Source organism: Ignavibacteriota bacterium (genome assembly GCA_016713565.1).
GTDB lineage: Bacteria > Bacteroidota > Ignavibacteria > Ignavibacteriales > Melioribacteraceae.
Genome location: JADJOX010000007.1, coordinates 1,465,583 through 1,485,370, shown reverse-complemented (window position 1 = coordinate 1,485,370; position 19,788 = coordinate 1,465,583). Strand labels below are relative to the sequence as shown.

The following is a 19,788-nucleotide window of genomic DNA, read 5'->3' as shown; positions in this document are numbered from 1 at the left end:
TTCTAATTAGATCCATCTTTAAATTTTTGTATAAACTTTTTTGTAAAATCCGATAAAACTAACTTACCGCTATTTTCTGCTCTTTGCTCTAACAATTTATCCCAATGCTCGGTTCCTTCCCAATACATTAATTTTAATTGAGATAAAGCAACCGGACTTCGTTCGCATAATTGTAAAGTAAAATCATTCAACTTTTTATTCAGCTCATCAATGGAATCAAAAACTTCATTGTAAAATCCATGCTGTTTTGCCCATTCGGCAGAGCGCCATTCGCAATCAAGCGACATTTCAACAAAAGCTTCTTTGCCAATTTTTCTCTCTATTGGTGGACCAACAACAAAAGGACCCAAACCTAAAGCCAGTTCACTTAATTTGAGTGACGAATCTTTTGTAGCAAAATTATAATCGCAAACAGAAACCAAACCAACTCCGCCGCCGACAACTTTTCCTACTATTTTTCCAATAACAATCTTTCTACATTTTCTAATAGAATTTATAAGGTTTGCAAAGTTTAAAAAGAATTTTTTCCCGTCGTCAAAATTATTTATCTCAATTAGTTCATCAAAAGAAGCGCCGGCACAAAATGTTTTTTCGCCCTCACTTTGCAGAATTATTACATTAACATTTTCGTCTTCAGAGAGTTGATTGAATTTTTCTATTATTTGTTTAATCAAACTTGACGGCAGTGAATTGCTTTTGGGATGATAAAAGGTGATTTCAGCAATTTTGTTTTTAACTTCTAATTTTACAAAACCTTTATTCATATTTTGCCTAAAAAAATAATTTCAATAACTACAAAACTAACCGGCATTCGATTTTCATTTAATTAAATTCCCATAAAATTAATTTTAATTGACAAACAGAATTAAATAATTTCTTTAATTTCTATTAGATCATTTATATAATAATCCGGATCATAGGTTTTAAGTTCTTCCAATTTTCTATAACCGTATGCAACAACCGCGGTTTTTGCACCGGCGCTTTTTCCGCAAAGAATATCCAATTCAGTATCTCCAACCATTAAAGAATTTACCGGATCGGCGTTTACTTCTTTACAAATTTTAAAGAATTGGTCCGGAGCTGGTTTTATGGGTATTCCTATTTTTCTTCCTTCAATCACGTCTAAATATTTTGTAAGTCCAAAATGCGCACAAATATTTTCTGCTTGATCTTGAGCTTTTGTAGTTAGTAATCCGGTTTTAACATTTTTTGAATGCAAGAATTCCAGCAATTGTTTAGAATTTTTATATAAGCTTGATTCATCAATAAAATCAAAGTAAAGTTTTTTGTATTCGTCAATAAATTGCTCAACATCAGGAACATATACATTACAGCCGTCAAAAATAACTTTGAAGTGATGACCCAATAAATTGTAAAATATTTCTTTATCTACATTTGTAGAAAGATTTAACTTTTCTAAAGTTTTAACTGCCGCCTTATAAATATTTTCATGTGAATTGACGAGCGTTCCGTCTAAATCAAATACAACGCATTCTATCATTGCTGCCTTTATATAATATTTTTATTAACCTACATTTTGTAAATAACTATAAATTTTACTGAAACTTAAAATCCATAAATTGTAAATCCGCCGTCAACTGCTATTGTTTGTCCGGTTATATAAGAAGACTTTTCCATACATAAAAATGCTGCCAGCGAAGCTACTTCTTCGGGTTTACCGATTCTTTTCATCGGTGTTCTTTCAATTACGGCTTTAAGATAATCTTCATCCTTCATTAAATTTTCAACTAGCGGTGTATCAATATACCAAGGCGCAATAGCGTTAACGCGTATATTTTCTTCAGCCCATTCGACCGCCAAATTTCTTGTAAGTTGAACCATTGCGGCTTTAGTCATTGCATAAGGTGAACCGGTGCGCAAGTGTGTTAATCCGGCAACCGACGTAATATTTACAACGCTTGCATATTCAGATTTTCTAAGCAATGGATAAAAAAGCCTGGAAAGTTCAAAAGCGGAAATTAAATTTGTATCAATTACTTTTTCATATTCGTCAACGGTAAATTCTATCGTTTTTTTTCGAATATTTGTTCCAACATTATTGATTAAAAAATCAATATTTTCCCAATTATCTTTTACTTCGTTTACCAATTCGTTTCTGTCATCCGCATTACTTAAATCTTTTGCTGAACTTAATGCAACGTAACCTTTTTTATTCCATTGAAATTGTTTTTCTTTCAATAAATTTTTATTCCTTGCCACAATAAAAATATCTGCGCCAAGCTTTAAAAATTCATCTGCAATAGCTAAACCAATACCTTTTGTACCTCCGGAAATGAGAGCCTTTTTACCTTGTAAATTCCATTCGCTCATTTATTCACCTCAGTAAATAATTATCCAGCAAAAGATAATACAATTTAGCTTTTATTTAAAATGAAACGCAAAGATGAATGAATTTTTATTTAAATTTACGATTGTATAAAAATTTTATATAATAAATATTTGGAGAATAGAAATGCCAGTTGTCGATTATAAGAAATATTGCCAAATGCTCGATAATGCTAAAAAAAATAAATTTGCGTATCCGGCAATTAATGTTGTTTCCGAATCTTCCGCAAATTCAGTTTTACAAGCTTTGGCTGAAACTAAATCTGACGGAATAATTCAAATTAGCACAGGCGGCGGTGAGTTTGCTTCCGGTTTAGCCGTTAAAAATGCCGCTTTAGGCGCAATTTCAATTGCGCGTCACGTACATTTTATTGCCGATCAATATGATATTAACGTAGCGCTTCATACTGATCATTGCCAGGCAAAAAAAGTTGACTCATTCTTAAAACCACTTATTGAAGAATCCAGAAAAAGAGTAGCGAATGGAGAAAAACCTTTATTTAATTCTCACATGTTCGACGGTTCTGAGCTTCCATTAAAAGAAAATATGGATATTGCCGTTGGTTTGTTAAAAGAATGTCATGAATTAGGAATAATATTGGAAGTTGAAGCAGGCGTTGTTGGCGGTGAAGAAGATGGAGTTAACAACGAAGGCGCTCCGGCTTCTAAACTTTATACAACTCCGGAAGATATGTTATACGTTTATGAAAGATTATCTCAAGTTAAAGGCGCGCGTTACATGTTTGCCGCAACATTTGGTAATGTTCATGGTGTTTATAAACCGGGTAACGTAAAATTAAAACCTGTTATTTTAAAACAAGGTCAAGATGCTGTTATCGCAAAATACGGCGAAGCCGCATCATTTGATTTGGTTTTCCACGGCGGCAGCGGTTCTTCTCTTGAAGAAATTAGAGAAACTTTGGAATACGGCGTTATTAAAATGAACGTTGATACCGATACACAATACGCATTTACTCGTCCGATTGTAGAACATATGTTCAGAAATTATGACGGCGTATTAAAAGTTGACGGCGAAGTTGGAAATAAAAAACACTATGATCCAAGAAGTTATTTGAAGAAAGCAGAAGAATCTATGAAAAATAGAGTTATTGAAGCAGTAAAAGATCTTCGCGGCGAAGGAACAACTTTAGGCAAATAAAAATATATTATTTTCTTTAACCCAATTTCCACTCGAAATTGGGTTTTTTTATTTTAAAATTTTTAATTTAAATTGACGTCAAATTAAACACAATATCTTTAATTATTTTAAAGGGAATTTATGAGTAAAATTATTCAATTTGGTGAAGACATAAAGGGTTACAATATCCGCGTTTTGAATGAAAGAGAAATAAGAGCCGCCGCGGGAATACTTTTTGTTCTTATGTTTGTTGCAATTTTAAAAGTTATCTTTACCGCTAATTTTATTTTACTGAAATACGCAATAGTAATTTTTCTTACCGATATGATAATCCGTGTTTTTATAAATCCAAAATATTCTCCAACATTAATTCTCGGAAGATGGGTAGTAAATAATCAAACTCCTGAATATGTCGGTGCTGTACAGAAAAAATTTGCTTGGAAAATTGGAATTGGCTTGGGAATAATAATGTTAGTTCTTCAGGTTATTGTAAATTCTTTCAGCCCAATTACAGGTTTAATTTGTTTTATTTGTTTAATTTTTCTTTTTTTTGAATCCGCATTTGGAATTTGTCTTGGCTGTAAATTCTATCCTATGTTCTTTAAAGACAAGGTTCAATATTGCCCGGGTGAAGTTTGCGAAATTAAAGATCGGCATGAAATTCAAAAATTAAATTATGTGCATTGGACAATTGTTTTGGGATTTATTTTATACATTGTTGCTGCTGTATTTTTATTCAATGATAATTTTAGTAAACAGCCGCATGATTTGTTTGGTGCTGAAAATACTACTGAAATTATAAAGAACTAATTCATATATAGAACGAAGTGTTTGAGTTACTTCACTTCGTTCACTTTTACAATGTTTGATTTTTTGTCATGCTGAATTGTTTCTATTCAGCCTCTGTTCTTTATTAACCGGAAACAAGTTATAGATGAATTGTTTTTGTTTTAACAGAAGAGTGTGGTTAGAGTTAAACCAAACTTACGTCAAAAACCGAGGGTCCCTTTATTTCTTCTTTTATGTTAAACTCGCGAATAATCTCTTTAATTGTTCTGATTTCCGTTTCCGCCATGTATAATCTATGCTTCAGTAAAAGAAGACCAGTAAATGCAATTGTTCGTTCCCGTTCCAAATTTATAATTTGGGTTTTAATTTCATAAGTTGAACTCTCTAAATTTTCTAATTTTATTTTCAGCTTTTGCAGAACTTCATCCTTACTTAAATGATGAAGAAGAATTAATGCAATATCAAACTTAGAACCGTCAGGATCATTTTCTTCCAAATAATTGGAAATGGTATTATTAAGCTCAAATTCTCCTTCCGCGGTTATGGAATAAATGGTTTTTTCGGGAAAATTTCCCTCCTTAATAGTTTCGCCTTTAATGAGCCCTTGTCTTTTAAGTGTATTAATTGTTGCATATACAGTCGAATCAGCAATATTGAACCATTTACGTAAATTGAGATTATTTAGCATTTTAGTAATTTCGTAAGGATTTCTTTCTTTTTCAAAAAGAACTCCTAATATTAATGTGGAAATCTTAGATAACATTTTGCCTCTCCTAATTCTTTAAAATTATAAAATAAAATACTATTCTGATAGTATTTTTTTAAATTACTATGAAATTATAGAAGTTATTAGGATATTGTCTCTTTTAATAGTTTATCATCAGAAACAAATTCTTCAAAAGCGAGATTTTCAAATTGAATATTTTCTGCAATTGCTAAATATTTATTTTCTAAAATTGCCGCTTTTTTACTGTTGATAACAATTACTTTAGTCGTTTTCCTGAGTTGTTTTTTGAAAAGTGCTTTTATATGAATATCCGCATCGGATAAGGAATAACCGACAAAAACAATTTTCTTTGCATCTCTAATTTCGCGAGACGCTTCACTGAATAACTGCGAAATTACTGGCTGATTTAATGATTTAAGATATGAGGGCGGCATTATTAAAGTTTGGAATTCTGTTTGATCTAACGGACAGAAATATTCGTATTTTTCATTATTGGGATATTTGTATCCTAAAAATTTTCCGCCGTGAAGATCAATTGTTCTATCCCAAGGTGTTAATAAAACTTGATTGCAGCAATTGCAGTATTTCCAGTTCAGGCTGCCGTGAAGTTTTAAAATTTTAATTGCAAATGGATTTAAATCTTTTTCAACCATTACTGGTTCACGCGGGTTAATCCAAAAATTGTAATCTTTAAGCTCGGATATTTTGTCATAATTCATTAAATGAATTGAATAATCTATATATCCGGATTTTTTAAACAAAATGTCGAATGATTGTTCGAGAAGAGTATCATAATTTAAAGTAATGATAGAAATATTTTTGTTGTATTTATCTACAGCCTGCCAAAATAAATTATAATGCTTGCTTTGATTGTGTGTTTTTAAGTTTACAATGTAATGAATCAGCTTAATAAGATATTCTTTTATCTCAACAATTTTATTGTGTGTATATTTTGCATTCAAACTTTCATTCTGCTGAATGAAATAATCCAAAAATCCAAAAACAGCTTCTAACTGCGGATATTGTTTTATTTTATGGTCGTATTTAAAATTATCATTAATAAATTCTAAAACAGTACTTCCAATTTTTGATTCTATTATATCTTTTTGTTTATCGGAAAGTATCATTGGAAGAATATCTTTTTGCAAAGGCACACCATCAGGCTGTGAAGCGCCGGCTCCAAATACAAAAACTACATCTCTTTGCGGTAAATAATTAAGATATTTTTGTTCGCAATTTTTCATTATTACTTTTTTAATTTAACATAAAAATAATGAATTTTTATTTTACGAAATTGTAAAATAAATTTATTACAAAAAGCACATCCGCAATACTTAACAAATTTTATAAATAAAAAAATAAATCGTTCAAATGTGTAAATTAGATTTATTTATTGATTTGAATCAACCATTCTTTCTGCTAAATTTATTAGTAATATTTCTCATTTACTTAATCATAGCTTCTATTAAATGTCAAAAGTTATTCTTGGAATTCACGGGCTAGGAAACAAACCAGCCAAAGAACTTCTTACAAAATGGTGGAAATCCGCAATTGACGAAGGCTTGCTTAATATAGGTAAAATAAATTTAGATTATGAGTTTCACCTTATTTATTGGGCTGATATATTTAATAAAAATCCATTAGATGAAAAGGAAAATAATCCAAGCAGCAAAAATTTTATTGCTGAAAAGTATTTTCCCGGAAATAAAAATTTTGTTCCAAAGAAAATTGAACTTAATTCCTTAGTCGACCAATTTTTATATGATCAGTTTGATAAAATTTTTCTTGATCCGGACTTTTCGAAAAATCACGAATTAATTTCTGAATTTATTGTTAAAAAATATTTTAAAGAGTTGGGAATTTATTATTCCGTGGATGAAAAATATAAGGACTATAGAAATATTATTATTTACAAAGTATTGGCAGAATTAAAAAAATTTGAAAATAAAGATATTTTACTGATTGCACATTCAATGGGTTCAATTATTGCCTATGATATTTTAACTTTGATTGAACCAAAATTTAAAATCAATAAATTTCTTACAATCGGCTCTCCGCTTGGACTTCCGGTAATAATTGAAAAAATTAAATCTAGTATTTCGGGAAATATTAAAACACCGGAAGGTGTAAATGATTGGATAAACTTTGCAGATGAAGAAGATAAAATTGCGATGAAATATAATTTCTCGGATATTTACGGAACAAATAAACTTGGCGTAATACCGAAATTTTTTGTTATCACAAATAATTACGAATTAAATGGAAGCCGCAATCCACATAAGTCTTACGGTTATTTACGCGCGTCAAAATTTTCGGAAATTATTTATGAATTTTTATCACAAAAAGAAAAAAGCAGGTTCCAAATTAAATTTGAGACCTTAATGAACAAGCTTCCATTTCTTAATAAAAAGTGATATTTAATTTCTCAACTCAATTCCATGAGCATGAAACGCATCCTTGCCGGATAAATGTCCGGTAATAACCATCGATTTAGAATCATCTATTCCCGGAGGCAGATTCTCGATACCAGAAACTAACATTTCCTTACTGTTTTTATCAATAACATAAAAAATATAGGAACCATCTTGTGTCCGTTGAGCGCCTTTTTCCTTAACAAATTTTACGGCAATAGGAAGCGAGGCATTGCTGTTTGGATCAAAATTGTTGAAATCGCCAAGCTCATCGCCAGTTGCAAAATAAGTGAAGTATAAAATTCCAATTATAAATAAAACAAAAATCGGTAAAATTAGTTTTTCTATTTTCTTCATATCAAAATTCGCTTTATATTAGTAAAGATTATTTAATTATAAATTTAGCCCAAATGAAATTAAATTTCAGCTAAAGAAATAAATAAATTTGAAATTAAAAAAGGGAAAAGAAAATGAAATTAAGAAAATTTTATTTGTGTATTTCTTTCTTATTTCTTCCTACAATTCTGTTTTCGCAATTAGAAAAAGTAACTGAAGGATTTCAATTTACGGAAGGACCGGTTTGGAAAGACGGTTCTATTTTATTCAGCGATATTCCTGCCAATAAAATTTATAAATGGAACACGAAAGACGGACTTTCGGTTTTTCTTGAACCTTCAGGAAATTCTAACGGTTTGGCAAATTGTAAAGACGGCAGTCTGCTTATGGCACAACATGGAAAAAGAAGATTAGCTAAATTATTGAAAGATGGAAAAGAAATTTCATTGGCAGATAATTTTTACGGTAATAAATTTAACTCACCTAACGATCTTGCCGTAAAATCCGACGGCTCAATTTTCTTTACCGATCCGCCTTACGGAATTGATCCAAAAGAAGAAGAATTGGGCTATTATGGAATTTTCAGATTGAGCAGCTCGGGCAAAATTTATGTTTTGGATAATTCATTACGAAGGCCGAACGGAATTGCGTTTTCTCCAGATGAAAAATTACTTTACGTAACCAATTCGGAGACCAATGATATTTATGTTTGGGACGTAAAAGATTCTACAATTACAAATAAAAGAATTTTTGCAAAAATGGAACCGGACGGTTTTGGCGACGGAATGAAGGTTGATAAAATGGGAAGATTGTTTATTGCCGCTACCAAAGGAATTTGGATTTATGAAAATAACGGATCTTTATTGGAATCTTTTGAAGTTCCGGGACAAACAACTAATTGCGCGTTTGGCGATGAAGACGGAAAATCGTTATATATTACATCCGGAAACGCGGTTTATAAATACCGGTCAAAATTAACAACACATGAAAAGTAAAAGATGAACAGAGAAATAAAAAAATATAAATACAATGGCGCACGTTCGCTTGTTTTATTACATGAAGAACATTTAACAAATTTTCTTAGAACTTGGCAGAAAGCTAAAAGTCTAAGCATTAAATTACCAAGGACCGATGATCCGGATTACCAATCTTTGGAAAGCCTTCTTTTTCACGTTTTAAGATCGGCGAGAGGATATATGACGTGGATCTGTGAAAAGTTGAATCTGCCTGATCCAGAGATAAATAATCCGCCAGAAATTAATGAAATTGAAAATAATTCTGAAAAATATTTAAATCATTTATTTGAAAGATGGTGTTTACCTTTAACTGAAATTGAAGAAGTTAATTTTCACAACCCCGTTTATAAATCACGTTGGGGAGTTGAATACTGTATTGACGCAATGTTAGAACATGCGGTAATGCATCCGATAAGGCATGAATTTCAGTTAAAGAACTTAATTATACAACAAAATTTAAATTAGTTTGTCCTATCCCATAAAATAGTACTTCAAATTCAGCCAATCTTTGTGCTATCCCGTTAGATCGGTCGATTTAATTTTTATTGAAATGTAATTTTACTTCAAATTTTTCAATAATTATGAGGTAAAGATGTACAAATTGATATTTCTGATATTATTAACTTCAATTTCTCTATTGTCACAAAATCAACACTCCGGAAATTTGGAAGGGAAGGTTCTTGATCAAAGTAATAAATCAGCATTAATTGGCGTAAATATTTTTATTCCGGAATCTGAATTGGGCACTATAACAAATCCGGAAGGAAAATACAAATTAGTAAACCTACCTGCGGGAACTTATACAGTATATTTCACTTATGTAGGATATAAAAAAATAACTAAAACGGATGTTATTATTCACCCAAAAAGAACCACGTATCTTAATATAGAAATGCAGACATTATCGGTCGAGCTGAATGATGTGCTTGTGGAAAGCGGATTTTTTACTGAAACCGAAAACAAACCAATTGGCACAATTAATTTCTCTTCAGAAGAAATTAGAAGAGCGCCGGGTTCTGCCGGAGATGTTAGCAGAATAATTTACGGATTGCCTTCTTTGGCTAAAGTAAACGATTCCCGAAACAGTTTAATTGTCCGCGGCGGAAGTCCGATAGAAAACAGCTTTTATATAGATAATATTGAAATTCCCAATATAAATCATTTTCCGGTAGAAGGTTCTTCAGATGGACCAATTGGAATTTTAAATGTCGATTTTATTGAAGATGTAAACTTTTATTCAGGCGGATTTTCTCCAATTTATGGCGATAAATTATCTTCAATTATGGAAATTTCATTTAAAGAAGGCGCAAAGGATAAAATTCAATCGCAATTAAATTTAAGCATGCAGGGAGTTGGCGGCGGAATGGAAGGTCCAATTTTTGACAAGGGGTCTTACATGTTTTCCGGCAGTATTTCATATTTGGATTTAATTCTAGATGAAAGTGAAACAGGCGGAGCAATTCCTCATTACGGAGACGCGCAAACAAAAATTGTTTATAATCTGAATGAAAATAATAAACTTACATTGCTCGATGTTTTTTCTTGGGATCAAATAAATTTGAAATATGAAAATGCGCTTGGAACAGATTTGACAAACATCTATGGAAAAACGGATGGGATTACAAATGCTTCGGGTATAAATTGGCAAATGATTTGGGGAAAATCCGGATATTCAAACACTTCCATTTCCCACACTTACTTTGGCTATAACAGAGATTATTCCGAAACAAAATCAAAAAATCATTTATTTACAAATAATTCTTCCGAAAACAACATTCGTATAAGAAATGTAAATTTCTTAAAGCAGAACAATTCCAATAATTTTGAGTTTGGTTTTGAAGCCAAATATAATTTCAGCAAATTTGACGTTCTATACGAACCTTGGGAAGATAATTACGGAAATCCCACTCCAAGGCTTTATGTTAATAAAGATCTTGGCACAAGTAAAATAGCTATGTTTGCTCAGCATCAATTTAATATTTCCAAACAAATAAATTTAAACTACGGTGCAAGAGTCGATTACTTTGAATATAACGACCATTTAAATTTTTCACCTCGATTATCTTTAGAATATAACTTTAATAACGGGATCAAGCTTTCCGCGAGTGCGGGAATATTTACACAAGAGATACCTGAAAATTTTCTAGTACAAAATGAAGAATTTAAAAATTTGCAAACCCCGATCTCGGATCATTTAATTTTAGGTATCAGCAAATTGCTTGGTGAATCTGCAAAGTTAAGTATTGAAGCCTATTATAAATCATATAGTAATTTTCCTATTGATCCCAATCAACCGAATATGTTTTTGTTCGATCAATCGATGATTGACGGAATTTTCTTAAACCACGAAAAATTGGTAGATGAAGGGAAAGCATTTTCCAGAGGAATTGAAATAATGATACAAAAGAAATTGGCGCAAGATATTTACGGAATGACAAGTGTTTCATACTCCAAAACAAAATATAAAGATTTAGAAAATGTTTGGCGCGATAGAATTTATGATAATGTTTTTAATTTTAATATTGAAGGCGGTTACATTCCAAATGACGAATGGGAATTTAAATTACGATGGATTTTTGCCGGCGGCGCTCCTTATACACCATTTGATCTCGAAAGATCTGCTCAATTAAACAGAGGAATTTGGGATACTGAAAATATAAACGGAAAAAGATTGCCGGATTATCATTCATTGAATATCAGGGTAGATAAAAGATTTTATTTTTCCGGTTCAAGTTTAATTGTTTACCTTAGCGTATGGAACGCTTACGGTAGAGAAAATATTGCGTTTTACGATTGGAACGAACAAACGAAAAAAGTTACCGCTCAAAAACAATGGAGCACCTTACCGGTTGTCGGAATTGATTATAAATTCTAACTAAAACTTAAGAGACGGCTAAAAACCGTCTCTTTTTACATAAAAAACAATCTTAAAACCTATCTTAATATTAACTGAACAAAATTTTTATGTTTTATAATATTTAATATCATGTGTTTTTTTTCTAATAGTAATTAAATTATTCCATAATTTTTAAATTGAATTTTTTCTTTTCAGAGGGATAATTGAAAAAAACTAATAAAAACAAATCCGATTTTTCTAAACAAAAGAAAAATTTGATTCAGAACAAAACCGAGATTAAAACAAAGTCAAATTTGAAAATCAATAAATCGAAGAATTGGTTTTATGTAATTTTGATTTTAATTCCAATTTTGTTTTTTGTACTTATAGAATTTTCATTAAGAATTTTTAATTATGGCTATGATCAATCTCAATGGATTGAAATTGGAAATGATAAACTGGTAATTAATCCCGATTTTGGTAAAAGATATTTTAATAATATTAACTTTGTTCCTCAAACTTCCGACGACTACTTTGATAAAGTAAAAAAAAGCAATTCATTTAGAGTTTTTGTTTTGGGCGCCAGCAGCGCCGCTGGTTTTCCTTATATGCCGATGGGTGCATTTTCAAAATATATTAAAAAAAGATTGGAATTGGTTTATCCCTCAAGTACAATTGAAGTAATAAACATAAGTATGACCGCCGTTAATACTTATACACTGCTTGATCTCATTCCCGGAGTTTTAGATAAAGATCCCGATTTAATTTTAATTTATGCCGGTCATAATGAATTTTACGGAGCTTTGGGAGTAGGTTCTGTCGAGTCGTTAGGTTCTTCCGAATTGTTAAAGAAAATGATATTGTATCTTAATAATTATAAAATTACTCAACTCATAAAAAACTCACTTTCTGGAATTTTATCAATTTTCTCCCAAAAAGAAACTCTTGAAAAATCGCACACTTTGATGTCAAAAATGGCGAAAGAAAAATCAATTCCATTAAATTCCGAAAACTTTAATAAAGGCGTAGAGCAATTTTCTAATAATTTATCTGAAATTTTAGATAAGGTAAAAGGTAAAAATGTACCGGTAATTGTCGGCAGACTTGTTAGCAATTTAAAAGATCAAGTACCGTTTGAATCCGCGAAATCCGAAAATTCAGAAACTGCTATTGAGGTTTATAAAGCCGCGCAAAAGGAATACGAAAATTCCAATTATAGTAAAGCCGATTCACTTTTTAAACTTGCGAAAGATTTGGACGCTTTAAGATTTAGAGCGCCGGAAAAATTCAACCAAGTAATAAATTCAATTGCTAAACAGTATAATACAGCTATAGCTCCTGTCGATTCATTATTTTCTTTCAATAGTGAAAACCGAATTATTGGAAATAACTTAATGGTGGATCATTTACATCCGAATGTTGAAGGTTACATGCTGATTGGAAAAGCATTTTATGAAACAATGCAGAAAATGAATTATCTTCCGAAAAATGAAAATCCGCAAATCCAATTTGCAAAGCAGGATAGTACAACAAGAGCAAATTTTGTTTTTACAAAACTTGATTCAATAATAGGAAACAATATTGTAGAGCTGCTTAAAAACGATTGGCCATTCACAAAAATTAAAACGGCAAAATCAAATGAAGAAATTTTAAATCCAAAAAATTATGTCGATTCAATTTCTTTACAATATATCGAAAACAAAATTTCTTACGCGGATGCTTATCTTGAAGCCGCTACAATTAATTTGCGCAGGGATAATATTGAAGAATATTTAAAGTATATGAACATTCTGATCTATAAATATCCAGGATTGAAAGATATTAAAACCGCAATAAAATATTTTTACGAACAGCGAAAAGTCGATCCAAAAGATTATACAAATAAAAGATTGGGTAAAATCTCAATTCTTAATAAAGAATATGAAAAAGCAATTCAATATTTAAATGAAAGTCTTAAGCTAAATCCAATTGATGACGAGGTATTATATAATTTGGCATTTGCTTATGCCGAAATTAAAAACTATAACTCCGCAAATGAATTTGTTAAAAAATGTTTGCAAATAAATCCATTGAATAAAAATGGTTTAAAATTGCAAAGCCGGTTGAACAAAAATTAAAATTTTATTTTAATGGATATTATTAAAATCCAGATTTAGTTTTAGTTTGGTTTATTTTTATACTGTAATGGAGTTATTCCGGTGAATTTTTTAAATGCGGAATAATACGCCGACTTTGAAGAAAATCCGGCATTTAAACCATGCGCAAGTAAATTAAATTTATTTTCTTTGTCTTCATCAATTATTTTTTTTACTTCTTCCACTCTATAACTGTTTATAAAATCATAAAAGTTTTTTTCTAATTTCATGTTAATAATTTCGGAAAGATTGTGAGTTGAGATTCCGACTTTTTCCGCAAGATTATATAGACTAAGTCTTGTATCCAAATACGGTTTTTCATTTTGCATAATATCAATCAACTTCTTTAAGTATTCATCGGCTTTAAGCTCCGTAAGTCCCGATTTTTTATATTGATCAGATTCATCGTTTATCGTAATAGTTTCCGGTTGTCTATAGCTTTTGATCGCAAAGGTATATAAGAATATAGAAATAGTTATATAGATCAGCAAATTTGACTGAAAAGAATCGCCGTATATAATTCCAAGCAAATAAGTAAAAATAACTATTGTCCAAATTACAACTGTTCCATAAACCAAGTACAAGAGCCAGCTTAAATCTATTTTTTCAATATTGGAAAATTTATTCCTTAAATTTTTGTTATAGTCAACGGTTACAATTACTGTTAATACCATATAAAAAATTCCAACAAACGGGATTAAAGAGCCGACTATAGCAATATGCCAAGGAGGTTTCTTTGAAAAATCCAACATACTCATTTGGTATTCGGGACTTTCAAAATAGAAAAATAAAAGTCCATAAATTTGTGTTAAAATAAACGGAATGAAATGAATAATATTTTTCCACTTGAATTGTTCTTGTTTATGGATTAAAAAAATTACATAAAGATAAATTAAAGGACCATACAAATAAGGAAACGAGTTGTTTAATCCCATAAACCACGGTAAATATTTGATGTATCCGGTTAGATAAAAAATTCCGCCTAAAAGATCAACAGCAAAAACCAACATAGTAGCGGCTAAAAATTTATTGGCAAATTTATTTTCTTTTTTCTTCCACAGAATAAAAAAAAGAAAAATTGCTTGAGAAACCCCGATCGCAAATATATATGTTATAATGTTTTTATATTCTAGCATTGAATTAAGCTTTGTGATTAAAAGATATTAATTTTTATTTAACAAATTGTCAGCCGCCATAGCAAGCATTATAAAATCAGTTGTTCCGCCGCCCATAACGTATTCAGTTTGCTGCCAAAAAAACGGCCAAGTTTTTAACTCGGGTAAATCTGGTCTAATTAAAGCCGTTCCGCTAGCGGAACCGCCGGGAATATATGACCAATCGGCTCTATTTACTCCATAAGCAACAATAAGAGATTTTGATCCAACTCCGGAAATAAAAGAAGCTGTATTTTCTCCCGGATGACAACCAAGAATAAAATTCAGCGCATTGAATACATATTCGTTGTCAATAATTTCGGGAAAGCCAATATGCATCATTAGTAAGTTAACTCCAAATTCTTGAATTCCCCAGCCGGCTCCCCAAATATACGGTTGGTAAGGAACTCCATACGGATTTTGTTTCTGCATTTCAACAACTTGATCAAAGCTTTTTTTAACAGAAATTTTAATTTTCTCATTGAATTCATAATTGTTTGAAGCTTTTACAAAACGACCCAAAACCATGCCATAAGCTCCAAGTCCATTTGCAACTATATTGGAATTGCTAAAAATAAAATCTGAATATTTTTTATTTTGAGTCGTAAGAAAAATTTCTGCGGCTGCGTTTATTTTAAATTCCGGTTTGAAATCTTTGTTAACATCAAACAAAGTTTCGGCAATTTTTATACATTTTTTGCTAAGTTCAGAATTATAATCTTTTAATGCTCTGCTGGCCGCCGCAAGATGCTGTGCAACCTGCAGTTCTCTATATGGATTTTCTTCGGTAAATATCCAGCGGTCATCTTCCTTTAACGGAAGATTCAAGATAGGATCATTTTTATCTTCTGCATATTTAATATTATCCGTCATTGTCGATCCGTCACCAAGCAATACATATTGCTGTAGTGTTGGACAAATAATTCCCCTGTATAATCTTCCAAGTGATTCATATCCTCCGATTATTGATAAAACTCCATGCTCAATTTGCTGAAGTATATCGGGCTTTCCATCCGGTTTATGAATTTCAACTGTTCTGGTAGTTTGATCTATTGTTGTTTCATCAATGTTGCTTTTAAATAGTTCGTATATTAGTGCAAGTCCATACACTGTTTCTGATTGCGATTCGACTCTAAGATCATAATCTCCGGCATCATGCCAGCCGCCGATGTTTAAACCGGGAACGTTTTCTCCGGAATGAAATTCTGTTAATGTAGAATTACCTTGAAGATATCCGTCAAAATGATTTAGGTTAATCGGAGCCATTCTTGCGTCGTCCATATGACATAAGCCGTGCCATGTTCGATACTTTTCAATAATTTTCATATGACACATTTGTACGGGCAAAAAATATTCTATTGTAGGCTGCCATATATATTTAGAAAAAACATCGTGTTTAATTTCAAATCTATTTGAAGAAACATTTCCGTATTTAATTATATAGATTCCTTCTTCTTTTACATCGCTGAAATCAAATCGCAGGTATTTATATCTTAGAAAATTTCCCCAAATATTTGGTTTTTCAACTTGCTTTATTACCTTTTCCCCATCAATATCAACCTTTATCAATTGAATGTTTTCTGTATTCTCTGTCTGCTTATCCAATTCAACAACGGCGAACTTTACTTGATTTGGGTGATATCCAACTTGTGATATTTGAATAACAGGTTTGTATTTCCAATTTAAATCATAACTTGGCGTAATCAACCACTCAATTACGTTTTCAGTTTCATTTGGCGCAATAACCGATCTAATAATGAACCATCCGTTGTTATGCAAACCTCTGCCGTCAAAAAGTTGAATTTTATTTTTATCACTTTTAATTTTTAATTGTTTCTCATTTATACCGGGCGCAATTAAAAGTTCAATTCCTTCTGCCATTTTATCAATTTGTAAATTATCATTGCCATCAAAATTAAATGGTCCGTTCGGCTGCTGCGGAAATATTCCGGTTGTTTTATCAATTATAAAATGTTCGCCAAAATAAATTCCCGGAAAAAGTTCTAAATTAAAACCTACTTTTCCTACCCATTCTTTTGGCAATGGTTTTTCTAAATCTACAGTTAATTTAATTTGATCTCCGATCGCTTCCGTTCGTACAAAATATTTGAATTGCAGATCGGGATAATTAACGGGATTAAATCCTTTTTTATCTTTGGTTGAATCTGGATACCATAATTCGGCGCTTATGATTCCATTTTCTTTATCAACAATTCTTTTACCTAATTTTGGAACGGGTGACCATTGTCCCGGTGTCGGTTCTAACCTTATATCTCCATTTGCCGCGATTCTATTTCCAAACTGAACAATTGACAATCCGCCTTGGTGCCCTTCGGGATAAAAATCGCTAAACATCATGATGTTCAAACTTGGTATTTCGTAATATTCAAGCTCATTGATTTTTAATTTTGCTTCTTGTGAATATATTTGAGGAAATGTAGCAAATAGAAAAAAGATAATAAATTTTGAATTCGGCATTTAATTCTCATTAAGTTTTGTATTTAAATATCGCTAAGATAATTTCATTTAGTTTTTTCTATTTTCCAAAAATTATTATATATCAGGTTTTTAATCGATATAAAACTAATTAAAAATTTAACATCCTATTAAAGTTTTTACAATAATTCATTTAAATGCGTTTGCAAATAATCAACCTAAATTTTTAAAAGGATTTATATATTTATCAATAAGAAAATTATTATTAATATTTTCCTTGGTTATCGGGACAAATCAAAATGAAAGCGGTTTTTCTTACAGATATTAAAAAATTTGAAACGCAAGAAATTTCCATGCCTGTGCTGATAAACGATGACGATGTTCTGATAAAAATAAAAATGGTCGGCGTTTGCGGTTCTGATATTCATTATTATAAAACCGGAAGAATAGGCTCACAAATTGTTGAGTTCCCATTTATAACCGGACATGAAGCCGCCGGAATTGTTGAAAAAGTTGGAAGCAAAGTAAAGAAATTAAAACATGGACAAAGAATCGCGATTGATCCTGCGGTATACTGCGGCAATTGTGATCAATGTCTTTCAGGCAGAGAAAATACTTGTAGAAAACTTGTTTTTATGGGCGCTCCAAAACAAAAAGAAGGGGCAATGTGCAATTATGTGATTTTAAAGGAACATAATTGTTTTCCAATTAATGATAATATGACTTTTGAACAAGCGGTAATTACAGAACCCTTGGCAATTGGAATTTATGCAGTTAATAAATCAAAACCAAATCCGAAAGATAATATTGCGATTCTTGGCGTTGGTCCAATTGGAATGTCAGTATTTCATTATCTTAGAACAAAAGAAATTGGTGATGTCTTTGTTACAGATAGAATAAATGAACGATTAGAATTTTCAAAACAGCTGAATCCAAAATATACCGGAAATCCAAGTAAAGCAAATGTTGTTGAAGAAATTAAACTTCTGCAGCCTTTAGAAATGGATGTTGTATATGAATGCAGCGGTGATCCGGAAGCTTATAAACACGCAATTGAATTGTTAAAACCGGGCGGGCTTTTTGTAATATTAGGAATTCCCGAAGTAGATGAAATTGCTTTACCGATTCACGAATTAAGAAGAAAAGAAATTACAATTTTAAATATACGCCGCCAATTAAACTGTACTCAAAAAGCAATTGATCTTTTATCATCCGGTAGAATAAATATGGATAAATTAGTGACGCATCATTTTAAAATGGAAGAAACAAATGAAGCATTTGAATTAGTATCAAATTACAGAGACGGAGTTATGAAAGCAATGATAATTATAGAGTAAATTTGGCATGCTACACTATAAAAACTAATTCAGTTTCAGTAAATGTAAATATAATTCATAAAATTAATCGCAATAGTTAAAAATTGACAGGCTGCATAAATTGGTTTCTAATTCTTACAATTTCTAAACATTCAATAATATTTTTATAAAGATAAATGTGAATTAACTAAATATGCAGAAAATCTTTTTTGTAAATGAAACTAATTTACCATTGGGTTACGAAGAAAGACTCCATAATAATATGCGTTTTGGATTGTTCGTTCCGCCAAACTACAGCACAAAAACTAAATATCCGCTTATTTTGGTTTTACATGGAAAACTAGACACTACCTCATGGAATTTACCTTGGTATAATGAGCCGATTATTTCTATTGATCCATGCATAGTTGTTACTCCAAAAACAACAAATCCAAATATGGCTTGGGGAAACAGCAATAATGAAAAGCACACAACTGAAATGTTAAACGTTTTTGAAATTCTAAATTTATTGCGTAAAGAATTTAACATTGACGAAAACAGATTTTATGTTCACGGTGCTTCAATGGGCGGATTTGGTGTATTTAATTTACTTGTAAAAGAACCTAAAATGTTTACTGCCGCAATTGCCGTTTGCGGCGGCGGTTTGCCATCCACGGCAAATATTTTAAAGGAAACTCCATTGTGGATATTTCACGGAGATGCCGATCCGATAATTTCAGTTGAACAATCTAGAAACATATATAATGCAATTTTACTTGCGGGCGGTACTAAAGTAAGATACACGGAATATCCAAATGTCGGTCATGATTCGTGGATTAACGCATGGAATGAATCTACTATTCTAAATTGGCTTTTAGTCCAAAGAAAAAATCATAATTTATGTATTCCAAAACCACCAAAAAATATTGAACATGAATTTGTAGACAATGATTTAATTAAATTAACTTGGGATCCTTCTAAAAGTAAAAATATTTGGTATTATAAAATTTTTTGCAATGGTTATAAAATATCGGAATCGGACGGAACAAATAATTCTGTTATAGTTGAAAGCAAGTCGCAAAATTTTGTTTTATCTATAACTGCTGTAAATTATTTTTTCGAAGAATCCAAAAAGATTGAAATACAAATCTCAAGAAAAATTGCATAGA

General features: G+C 31.1%; 17 protein-coding genes. 9 read left to right on the top strand and 8 right to left on the bottom strand.

Annotation, left to right across the window (positions count from 1 at the left end):
• Positions 1-2: 2 nt before the first annotated feature.
• The 3 genes from IPK06_13850 to IPK06_13840 form a co-directional block, all read right to left on the bottom strand.
• Positions 3-764 carry an enoyl-CoA hydratase/isomerase family protein gene (locus tag IPK06_13850; GenBank protein ID MBK7981059.1) on the bottom strand — a complete coding sequence of 254 codons (762 nt, stop codon included), beginning with the start codon at positions 762-764 and terminating at the stop codon, positions 3-5.
• A gap of 101 nt (positions 765-865) precedes the next feature.
• Entirely contained in the window at positions 866-1,501 is a 636-nt protein-coding gene (locus tag IPK06_13845) for an HAD family hydrolase (GenBank protein ID MBK7981058.1), read from the bottom strand.
• Between the two features lie 65 nt (positions 1,502-1,566).
• Positions 1,567-2,331, bottom strand: coding sequence for an SDR family oxidoreductase (locus IPK06_13840; protein ID MBK7981057.1), 765 nt, complete (start codon positions 2,329-2,331; stop codon positions 1,567-1,569).
• 142 nt (positions 2,332-2,473) lie between these two features.
• Between IPK06_13840 and fbaA the strand changes: the two genes are divergently transcribed.
• Together fbaA and IPK06_13830 are read left to right on the top strand one after the other, a co-directional pair.
• Positions 2,474-3,505 (top strand): class II fructose-bisphosphate aldolase, encoded by a 1,032-nt coding sequence (gene fbaA / locus IPK06_13835; GenBank protein ID MBK7981056.1) that lies wholly within the window; start codon positions 2,474-2,476, stop codon positions 3,503-3,505.
• Positions 3,506-3,625: 120 nt separating this feature from the next.
• Positions 3,626-4,294, top strand: coding sequence for a DUF4395 domain-containing protein (locus tag IPK06_13830; GenBank protein MBK7981055.1), 669 nt, complete (start codon positions 3,626-3,628; stop codon positions 4,292-4,294).
• Positions 4,295-4,457: 163 nt separating this feature from the next.
• Here IPK06_13830 and IPK06_13825 read toward each other — a convergent pair whose 3' ends face one another.
• Entirely contained in the window at positions 4,458-5,036 is a 579-nt protein-coding gene (locus IPK06_13825) for a PadR family transcriptional regulator (protein ID MBK7981054.1), read from the bottom strand.
• An 86-nt stretch (positions 5,037-5,122) separates the two neighbouring features.
• The gene (locus tag IPK06_13820) at positions 5,123-6,244 is read right to left on the bottom strand and encodes an SIR2 family protein (GenBank protein ID MBK7981053.1); all 1,122 of its coding nucleotides are present in this window, start codon (positions 6,242-6,244) and stop codon (positions 5,123-5,125) included.
• Positions 6,245-6,469: 225 nt separating this feature from the next.
• Here IPK06_13820 and IPK06_13815 point away from each other — a divergent pair, with 225 nt between their 5' ends.
• Positions 6,470-7,414, top strand: coding sequence for a hypothetical protein (locus tag IPK06_13815; protein MBK7981052.1), 945 nt, complete (start codon positions 6,470-6,472; stop codon positions 7,412-7,414).
• A gap of 3 nt (positions 7,415-7,417) precedes the next feature.
• Here IPK06_13815 and IPK06_13810 read toward each other — a convergent pair whose 3' ends face one another.
• Positions 7,418-7,768: a hypothetical protein gene (locus tag IPK06_13810; GenBank protein MBK7981051.1), complete on the bottom strand. Its 351-nt coding sequence runs from the start codon at positions 7,766-7,768 to the stop codon at positions 7,418-7,420.
• A 113-nt stretch (positions 7,769-7,881) separates the two neighbouring features.
• On the opposite strand from IPK06_13810, the gene IPK06_13805 reads away from it, so the two are divergent.
• From IPK06_13805 to IPK06_13790, 4 genes are all read left to right on the top strand, one after another.
• On the top strand, positions 7,882-8,742 hold the full coding sequence (locus IPK06_13805; GenBank protein ID MBK7981050.1) for an SMP-30/gluconolactonase/LRE family protein: 861 nt from the start codon (positions 7,882-7,884) through the stop codon (positions 8,740-8,742).
• Positions 8,743-8,745: 3 nt separating this feature from the next.
• Positions 8,746-9,228 carry a hypothetical protein gene (locus IPK06_13800; GenBank protein ID MBK7981049.1) on the top strand — a complete coding sequence of 161 codons (483 nt, stop codon included), beginning with the start codon at positions 8,746-8,748 and terminating at the stop codon, positions 9,226-9,228.
• 127 nt (positions 9,229-9,355) lie between these two features.
• Positions 9,356-11,638, top strand: coding sequence for a TonB-dependent receptor (locus IPK06_13795; protein MBK7981048.1), 2,283 nt, complete (start codon positions 9,356-9,358; stop codon positions 11,636-11,638).
• Between the two features lie 185 nt (positions 11,639-11,823).
• Complete coding sequence (locus IPK06_13790; protein MBK7981047.1) at positions 11,824-13,716, top strand: hypothetical protein; 1,893 nt, start codon at positions 11,824-11,826, stop codon at positions 13,714-13,716.
• A 41-nt stretch (positions 13,717-13,757) separates the two neighbouring features.
• Here IPK06_13790 and IPK06_13785 read toward each other — a convergent pair whose 3' ends face one another.
• Complete coding sequence (locus IPK06_13785; GenBank protein ID MBK7981046.1) at positions 13,758-14,870, bottom strand: AraC family transcriptional regulator; 1,113 nt, start codon at positions 14,868-14,870, stop codon at positions 13,758-13,760.
• Positions 14,871-14,897: 27 nt separating this feature from the next.
• Positions 14,898-17,366: a glycoside hydrolase family 9 protein gene (locus IPK06_13780; protein MBK7981045.1), complete on the bottom strand. Its 2,469-nt coding sequence runs from the start codon at positions 17,364-17,366 to the stop codon at positions 14,898-14,900.
• Positions 17,367-17,623: 257 nt separating this feature from the next.
• Between IPK06_13780 and IPK06_13775 the strand changes: the two genes are divergently transcribed.
• Entirely contained in the window at positions 17,624-18,661 is a 1,038-nt protein-coding gene (locus tag IPK06_13775) for an alcohol dehydrogenase catalytic domain-containing protein (GenBank protein MBK7981044.1), read from the top strand.
• 172 nt (positions 18,662-18,833) lie between these two features.
• Positions 18,834-19,787 (top strand): prolyl oligopeptidase family serine peptidase, encoded by a 954-nt coding sequence (locus IPK06_13770; protein ID MBK7981043.1) that lies wholly within the window; start codon positions 18,834-18,836, stop codon positions 19,785-19,787.
• The last annotated feature ends 1 nt before the right edge of the window (position 19,788 follow it).

What these genes read in the sequence shown, in the direction of transcription:
- IPK06_13770 (MBK7981043.1), top strand. Translation starts at nt 18,834, where the DNA reads ATGCAGAAAATCTTTTTTGTAAATGAAACTAATTTACCATTGGGTTAC.
- IPK06_13785 (MBK7981046.1), bottom strand. Translation starts at nt 14,870, where the DNA reads ATGCTAGAATATAAAAACATTATAACATATATATTTGCGATCGGGGTT.
- IPK06_13845 (MBK7981058.1), bottom strand. Translation starts at nt 1,501, where the DNA reads ATGATAGAATGCGTTGTATTTGATTTAGACGGAACGCTCGTCAATTCA.
- IPK06_13815 (MBK7981052.1), top strand. Translation starts at nt 6,470, where the DNA reads ATGTCAAAAGTTATTCTTGGAATTCACGGGCTAGGAAACAAACCAGCC.
- IPK06_13840 (MBK7981057.1), bottom strand. Translation starts at nt 2,331, where the DNA reads ATGAGCGAATGGAATTTACAAGGTAAAAAGGCTCTCATTTCCGGAGGT.
- IPK06_13805 (MBK7981050.1), top strand. Translation starts at nt 7,882, where the DNA reads ATGAAATTAAGAAAATTTTATTTGTGTATTTCTTTCTTATTTCTTCCT.
- IPK06_13820 (MBK7981053.1), bottom strand. Translation starts at nt 6,244, where the DNA reads ATGAAAAATTGCGAACAAAAATATCTTAATTATTTACCGCAAAGAGAT.
- IPK06_13830 (MBK7981055.1), top strand. Translation starts at nt 3,626, where the DNA reads ATGAGTAAAATTATTCAATTTGGTGAAGACATAAAGGGTTACAATATC.
- IPK06_13775 (MBK7981044.1), top strand. Translation starts at nt 17,624, where the DNA reads ATGAAAGCGGTTTTTCTTACAGATATTAAAAAATTTGAAACGCAAGAA.
- IPK06_13800 (MBK7981049.1), top strand. Translation starts at nt 8,746, where the DNA reads ATGAACAGAGAAATAAAAAAATATAAATACAATGGCGCACGTTCGCTT.
- fbaA (MBK7981056.1), top strand. Translation starts at nt 2,474, where the DNA reads ATGCCAGTTGTCGATTATAAGAAATATTGCCAAATGCTCGATAATGCT.
- IPK06_13825 (MBK7981054.1), bottom strand. Translation starts at nt 5,036, where the DNA reads ATGTTATCTAAGATTTCCACATTAATATTAGGAGTTCTTTTTGAAAAA.
- IPK06_13810 (MBK7981051.1), bottom strand. Translation starts at nt 7,768, where the DNA reads ATGAAGAAAATAGAAAAACTAATTTTACCGATTTTTGTTTTATTTATA.
- IPK06_13795 (MBK7981048.1), top strand. Translation starts at nt 9,356, where the DNA reads ATGTACAAATTGATATTTCTGATATTATTAACTTCAATTTCTCTATTG.
- IPK06_13850 (MBK7981059.1), bottom strand. Translation starts at nt 764, where the DNA reads ATGAATAAAGGTTTTGTAAAATTAGAAGTTAAAAACAAAATTGCTGAA.
- IPK06_13780 (MBK7981045.1), bottom strand. Translation starts at nt 17,366, where the DNA reads ATGCCGAATTCAAAATTTATTATCTTTTTTCTATTTGCTACATTTCCT.